Annotated in this window: 5 protein-coding genes and 1 pseudogene; 2 read left to right on the top strand and 4 right to left on the bottom strand. The window is 66.1% G+C overall.

Going from position 1 to position 6,348, the window contains the following annotated elements:
* Positions 1-1,207 precede the first annotated feature (1,207 nt).
* Positions 1,208-2,815: an alpha/beta hydrolase gene (locus tag A5789_RS13540; RefSeq protein ID WP_155525551.1), complete on the bottom strand. Its 1,608-nt coding sequence runs from the start codon at positions 2,813-2,815 to the stop codon at positions 1,208-1,210.
* 743 nt (positions 2,816-3,558) lie between these two features.
* Between A5789_RS13540 and A5789_RS13530 the strand changes: the two genes are divergently transcribed.
* Both A5789_RS13530 and A5789_RS36570 read left to right on the top strand, forming a co-directional pair.
* Complete coding sequence (locus tag A5789_RS13530) at positions 3,559-3,810, top strand: hypothetical protein (RefSeq protein ID WP_155525550.1); 252 nt, start codon at positions 3,559-3,561, stop codon at positions 3,808-3,810.
* A gap of 56 nt (positions 3,811-3,866) precedes the next feature.
* A pseudogene (locus A5789_RS36570) lies at positions 3,867-3,959 on the top strand (transposase); the annotation flags it as partial.
* Positions 3,960-4,149: 190 nt separating this feature from the next.
* Here the strand turns inward: A5789_RS36570 and A5789_RS13525 are convergent.
* From A5789_RS13525 to A5789_RS13515, 3 genes are read right to left on the bottom strand one after another with little or no spacing between them, the layout of a single operon-like run.
* Positions 4,150-4,911: an MBL fold metallo-hydrolase gene (locus A5789_RS13525; protein ID WP_064902769.1), complete on the bottom strand. Its 762-nt coding sequence runs from the start codon at positions 4,909-4,911 to the stop codon at positions 4,150-4,152.
* Positions 4,912-4,918: 7 nt separating this feature from the next.
* The gene (locus A5789_RS13520; RefSeq protein ID WP_064902768.1) at positions 4,919-5,884 is read right to left on the bottom strand and encodes a fumarylacetoacetate hydrolase family protein; all 966 of its coding nucleotides are present in this window, start codon (positions 5,882-5,884) and stop codon (positions 4,919-4,921) included.
* Entirely contained in the window at positions 5,881-6,282 is a 402-nt protein-coding gene (locus A5789_RS13515) for an alpha/beta fold hydrolase (protein ID WP_064902767.1), read from the bottom strand. The genes A5789_RS13520 and A5789_RS13515 overlap by 4 nt, the downstream gene beginning before the upstream one ends.
* Positions 6,283-6,348: the final 66 nt, after the last annotated feature.

Here is a 6,348-nt window from a genome sequence, read left to right as displayed (position 1 = left end):
TCGTCGGTCCTTCCTGCCGAGCCATCAGGCTCGACTCATCGGACCGAGATCAGATCCACCGGAACACCGACAGTCCCCCAGTTTCAACCGTGGACGGCAGTCCATTGGCTTGACATATCTTGGTGACCTTTTGCTGGGCTCCCCCTCGGAGGGTCGACGGTCCCTGTTGCCGCATCGGCGGACTTGCGCAATGCCTCCGCACTCTCGGGACCCGGGCGGGGGAGGACTCTGACTCTGGTCAGTTCTGCGGTGGGATGCGGGTGTAGGTGGTGAGCGGCACGCCCATGCGCCGGCGGATTCCGTCCGCTGCGATACCCGTTGCCGCCGAAACGGCAACGGTCGTTCATCACTGTTACCGCTCGCCAATTTCGAGGCGCTCTGACCGCCGAGCACGCGCCTTGCTGCCGGAAGCTACACGCATGCGCGCGGCGGGCCTTCAACCTGCGTCCCGGTGGCAACCAATGATCCACGGTCTAATCAGCCGAGTGTGGGATCACCGGGCCGCGCGTTCAGGACAATGCCGGCGCCCCGGACCGCCGCCAAGGGCTCAAGACGGGTAGGAGGACAGGCTGGGTCGGCCCAGTCGGCCTGCCGCGGCCGATCGGCAAGCTGTCGCGAGGTGGACGGTCTCGCTGCGGCCGCGGACCTGGGGCTCGGTCAGCGACACCAACTCGGACGAGGTGTTCACCCGGATCCGGTGGCGCTATCTCGGCGATCCTAAATCGCCGTAACGTCAACCTGTAATCACGCACGAGCAGAGACCCCCGACTCGGACTGCCGGGGCCCTCGTTCATGCGTGGTCAGCTAGGAACCCGGCTCGTCGTCGAACAATGGGCTGTCCTGGGCACCTGGCCTTATCTCGTTTGCGGTACACCCCCACCAGCGGGGTGCGGCCGGTGGTGAACCGGCACCCTCTCTTTGCGGGCGGTCCGCTACGGCGCGGGTTCCACCGCGACCGTCGTCGGCCTGGGGCTCGTATTCCTGCAGCTACTGGTCCAGGGCCCGAGAGACTGCGGACGCATCCGGCCTGTATCCGCGGCGGTAGTCGTCGCCGGGCTTATCCCAGCCAGGGCGCCGCGCCGGGGCCGCGTGAGTTCCGATATTGCTGCCGCGCAGGCGGTTTCGCCGCGTGATCTGCGGTCGGTCGTACGTTCGTGCGGAGTCCTCGCGGGATCTGCTGCGCTCGTGATCGGTTCTGCGTGGGCAATCAGCGGGTCGACGCGGGTGCTTCGGAGGCGGTATCGGTAAAAGGTGGGGTGTCTTGCCGGCAGACCGTTCCGAGCGGGGGCAGCACCCCTCGCACGAGGTAGTCACTTTCGTGGGCGTTCGCGCAGCTGCTCGGATTGAGCAGTGCGGTGTGTCCGTACCCCGCGACGGTGAGCAACCGGGCCCTGCCGAGTTCAGCGGTCATGGTCTGGGCGCTGCTGTACGGGGTGCCGGGATCGTAGGTGGTGTTGACCGTCAGGATCGGTGTTGCCGACCGGTTCCACGGGCCGGTGTAGCGGTGGGCCGCCCGGGCCGGCCAAGTGGAGCACGGTTCGGTTACCCACGTCCACCAGGGGCCCATCGTCCCGGCGCGAGCAGTGCTGAACTTGGCCAGGGCACCGTATGCGTGTGGATCGGGCGGGTTGGGGCTCTCGCTGCAGGTGACCGCGAGGGCCTGCTCGACACCCATGTACTTTTGCTCCTGGGCCGGAAAGGGGCCGCCCGGAGGGAACGGGAGGACTCGACTCGGCGTCGGGAACCAAGCCATCGGCGGTGCCGCCATGACGGGTGTCTCCGGCGTCTGCCCCTCCCACAGCTGTTGCAGGAACTTTGCCAATACTGACCAGTTGGCAGGGCTGGGCGGATGAACGAAGTACAGGCTCCCGCGAACGGCGGCCGCGACGGCGGCGTAGGTGACCTCGCCCTGCGGATGTACCAGCAGGCGACGCATCAGTTCCTCGTACTTCGCTCGGGTGGCCCAGGGATTGTCGGCGGCGAACGGGCAGCGGGTGCGCCCGGCCCGGGCACAGAGGTCGAGGAACTGACCCAGGGTGCGAGCCGACCCGAGGTCGGAGTTCTCCCGCAGGAAGGTCGGCAGCCAGGGGTTCTGGTCGTACCACGCCGACGGATAGGCGTTGCCGTCGAGCACCATTGCCCGTATCCGGTCCGGGAACAGGTTGGCGTAGGTGGCGCCCAGCACCGTGCCATAAGAGATCCCCAGGTAGGTCAGCCGCTGGTCACCGAGCACACGCCGCAGCAGATCCATATCCTGCGCAGTGTCGGCGGTAGAGACGAACCGCAACAGGACCGGGTTGCGTTGCTGGCAACGCCGGCCCAGCTCGGCATACCCTTCGATCCAGCGCCGCTCCTCCTCGCGACCGACCGGGAACCCCACAGGCAACCGTTCGACCCAATTGTCGTATTCCGTCTTATTCGCGAAGCATTGGACGGAGGTCGACCGACCCACCCCGCGCGGGTCCCAGCTGACGATGTCGAACCGCTCCCGCATCTCCTGGGCGAACAGCGGATAAAGCTGCGGTAGGTCGTTGGTGCCCGATCCCCCCGGCCCGCCCGGGTTGAACAGCAGGCTTCCGATGCGGTGCTGCGGGTCGGTCGCCCGGTGCCGGATCACCGCCAACTCGATCGTGCCCTTGTCTGGATGCTCGTAGTCCAACGGTGCCGGCACGGTGGCGCATTCGAACCCTTCCAGGTCGGGAGGGTTGGGGGCAGCGCACTGCCCCCACTCCGGGGTGGGCACCGCCCCCGGCGTCGGGCCCGGCTGGGCCATGGCGGGCACGGCACCGCAGGCTACGACCGCCGCTGCGATCACGGAGGTCACCACGTACCAGGGGGAACGAGCGCGGTTCGACACGGATCCTCGCTATCGTCACGGTGAAAAGCGCGCGGGTGTCGTGCAAGAACGCCGAGTCGAACCGTAGCCGATCAACGGTCGATACCGGGTCAGCCAACCTACCGGCGTGGCTGCACTCGATACCGCGCAGCAGCGGTTCGGTGAATGATGCCGAGTTGCACCATCCGCAAATTGCGGAAGTTCCCGGCGTCGCCGCTGGTCGGGATCCGCGATAGATCGCCTGACCGCCAGTGAATCCGCGACGTCCTGTCGACGTTCTGCAAGTCCGTGTGAATCGGCGATCACGAGTGAAATCAATCGTTCCCGCCGAATCGAAAAGTGCAGTTGAACTACGAATTTTCAGTTCGTTGAAACGGAGTAGAACGGGCTGAGCGACAAAGTGGCCCAGTCTATTTGGGTATCGACAGCATCAACACCGTGAACGCCTTCTCGGCATTCCCTGGCTACACCGCCACCCTGACCCAGCGCACCAATCCCGGTGGCGAGGTGACCGTCGGGACAGCGACCGCGGCCGGCAGTATCGGCGGGGCGAATGCGTCGTTCCAATGGACACGCAATGGCGCCGGCTCTACGTCATCATCACCAAAACCAGCGGCGGCTGGGTCAGCCAGGACGGCCCTATCGACGTCAACGTCGTGTGAGGTAGCCGAGTCCTCCCGAACCACGACCGCGATCGTCGACAGCTCATTCTCCTGCCGGAAGTGAGCCTTGGTAACGAGTCGGTGCGGGCGGTCGGTGACCGCATCGAGTGGTGCGGCGACATCGACGGCCGCCCCATCGAACCAGGCGACCCCGCGGCACGGACGTACACCGGCATCGTCGACAGCGTGCACCGGCATCCCGACGACGCCGGCCGGATTGTGGCGTATCTCGTGCGCTGCAGGGGCGGGGTAAGTGGCACCTACCTGGCGACCGTGCTGCCGGAGCATCGGCCGGCAGTCGTCGACTCGTAGGCGCTGCCCGGCTTGGCAGACCGTTCGGTCGGGTCTCGTATTGTTGACGTGTGTCCTACAGCAACGGACCGATCGAAGGCGTCAACACGAAAACCAAGCTGATCAAACGACAAATGTACGGGCGGGCCAGCTTTGAGCTACTCCGACAACCGGATCCTGCTCGCATAGATGGACCGCCACCGGAAGTGAGCCAGAGCCGTTATCCGACAGTCCCAGTCCCGGTCGTTGTCCGGCGATGCGGTAGCGGCCTGTTCAGCTCGCGTGGCTCACGGCACCGCAGTTCAGCCGAATGACCGGCGTGAAGCCGTCTCGATGTGCGTGTGCGGATGTTGTGCGCATCTATTGTCCGCGTCGATGGGTTGGTGGTCGCGACTGCAAGGTCGCGGCGATGTGGGCCCGGTCGAAGTTGATGGGGAGCCCGTGTCCTGGAACGAGGGTGTGAGCCTGCATCGTCGCGAGATGTAGGGCGGTGTCGTGGGTGAGCTTCTCGTCGTGGTTGAACACCGCGGGGAGGAGTTGGGGTCCGGTGTGAGGCAGCAGTGGATGACCGGTGACGAGGGCGTCTCCGGAGAAGAGCACGCCTTCGGAGGGCATGAGGTAGGCGGTGTGGCCGCTGGTGTGGCCGGGGGTGGGAATCGCGAGAAGCCCGCCGGGCAGTGCCGCCAACGTTGCGGGTTCGCCCGTTTCGGCTCGAGGGACGGCCATGCCGGTGTGGCCGCGGACCGCGCGCAGGGTGTGTGCGACCCAGCGGCGTCCGCGTCGGTTGGCGAGTTGTTTGAGCATGCCGGTGGGGGTGATCTGTTGCAGGTATTCGCGTTTGGCGTGGCGGACCTCTTCGGCGCCGGTGTAGACAGGCATGCCGGCCTGTTCGATGAGTGTCGGGATCGCGCCGATGTGGTCGAGGTGGGCGTGGGTGATGAGCACGGCCCGAACGTCGGCCGGTCGCCGACCGATCTGGTGGATCGAGGCGAGGACGTCGGCGGTGTCTGCGGGGTATCCGGCGTCTATCACGGTGACCCCGCTACCGTCGTCGATGAGCGCCCAGTTGACGTTGGTGCCGGCTACGACATGGACGGAATCGGAGACTTGATCGATTTTCATGTCGGCCCTACTCGCGGATGTCGTGTTCGATGAGTCCGACGCCGTCGATCTCGAGGCGCAGCTGGTCGCCGGGGGTGAGCCATCGCCCCAGTTCCATCCCGGAACCGCCCGGCAGGGTGCCGCTGGACAGCAGTTCTCCGGGGTAGAGCTGTTCACCGCGGGACACGTGCGCAATGGCCTCGGCCATCGAGTACCGGGCGTCGTGTGTTCCGGTGCGCGGCAGGATTTCTCCGTTGACCATGACCGTGGCAGTCAGTCGGTCGAGGCGAGTGGTGAGGGCCGGCCCGGCGGCCGCGGTCGCCGACATCGAGGTGAGGAAATGTTTGGCTCGTTGCGGACCGAAACCCGAACGCATCTCGGCCAGCTGGACATCGCGGGCGGAGAAGTCGTTGATCACTACCACGGCGGCGATTGCCGCGGCCGCCTCCTCGGTGGTGGCGTCGCGCAGCGGGGCGCCGAGCACGACGCCGAGTTCGAGTTCGAAATCCAATGCCCGCGTGTAGGTCGGGGCGCTGACCGGGACTCCGGAGGGGACGATGGTCAAGGCGTTGGACATGTAGTAGATCGGTTCGCGGTACCACAGCGCGTGCGGCCGGAAGGGCGGAAAAGTGCGTCGGGTCAGTGTCTCGTAGGCGTTGGCGACACGTGCGGCCGCGGGCAGGAAACGACGGGTCAGACCGCGTGCGGCATCGACAGCGTGCTTTTCGAAGATCATGAAGTCGCGGAAGGACGCCGGGCATATCGGCAGAACAACGGCGCCGTCGCCCAGCCCGAGTGTGTCGTAGCGCGCTATTTCGAACGCGGTGGTGAACGCGGGCTCGATCACCGAGAATCCTTGACCGGCATCGGATTCGGTGTAGGTGCGCCAGCCGGTGCCGCTGTCGACCTGGGTGTCGATGTGGCGTGCACTTCTATTGAGGACGCGCCGTAGCCGTGGGAGCGGGTCGCCGGCGGTGTCGTGTGGTTGGTTCACGCGGTGACCTCGGCGGGGGCGATCAGGTGATCGTGAAAGAACTTCGCCGACAGTGCCGTCCACTGCTCGGCATGGCCCATGGCACAGTGGTCGTCGTCGGCGTAGAGCACCAGTTGGGCCTGCGGTGCGGCGATGGCGATATCGATCGAGTCCTGGGTGTCGGCGAGGGTGTCGCGGGCGCCGTTGATCACCAGCAACGGGATGTCGATGTGTCGATAGTGCTGGGCGAGTGAGAATTCCGCCAGTTTGCTCGACAGGTCCAGGGGACTGCCGGCACCGAGGGTCGAGACCAGTGTCGAGACCATGATCTCGGGCATCCCGATCGCGTTGAGCGGCCCGAAGCTGCGGTCGGCGAGCGGGCCGTTGGATACCGCGACCGTCAACCGGGGGGGTGTCATGGCAACCGTGTAAGTCCGGGCGATCTGTGATCAGATGCCCTCGGACGGGCGGTTGAAGGAGAGATT

Source organism: Nocardia sp. 852002-51101_SCH5132738 (assembly GCF_001665695.1).
GTDB lineage: Bacteria > Actinomycetota > Actinomycetes > Mycobacteriales > Mycobacteriaceae > Nocardia > Nocardia nova.
This window is presented reverse-complemented; position numbering and strand designations above follow the sequence as displayed.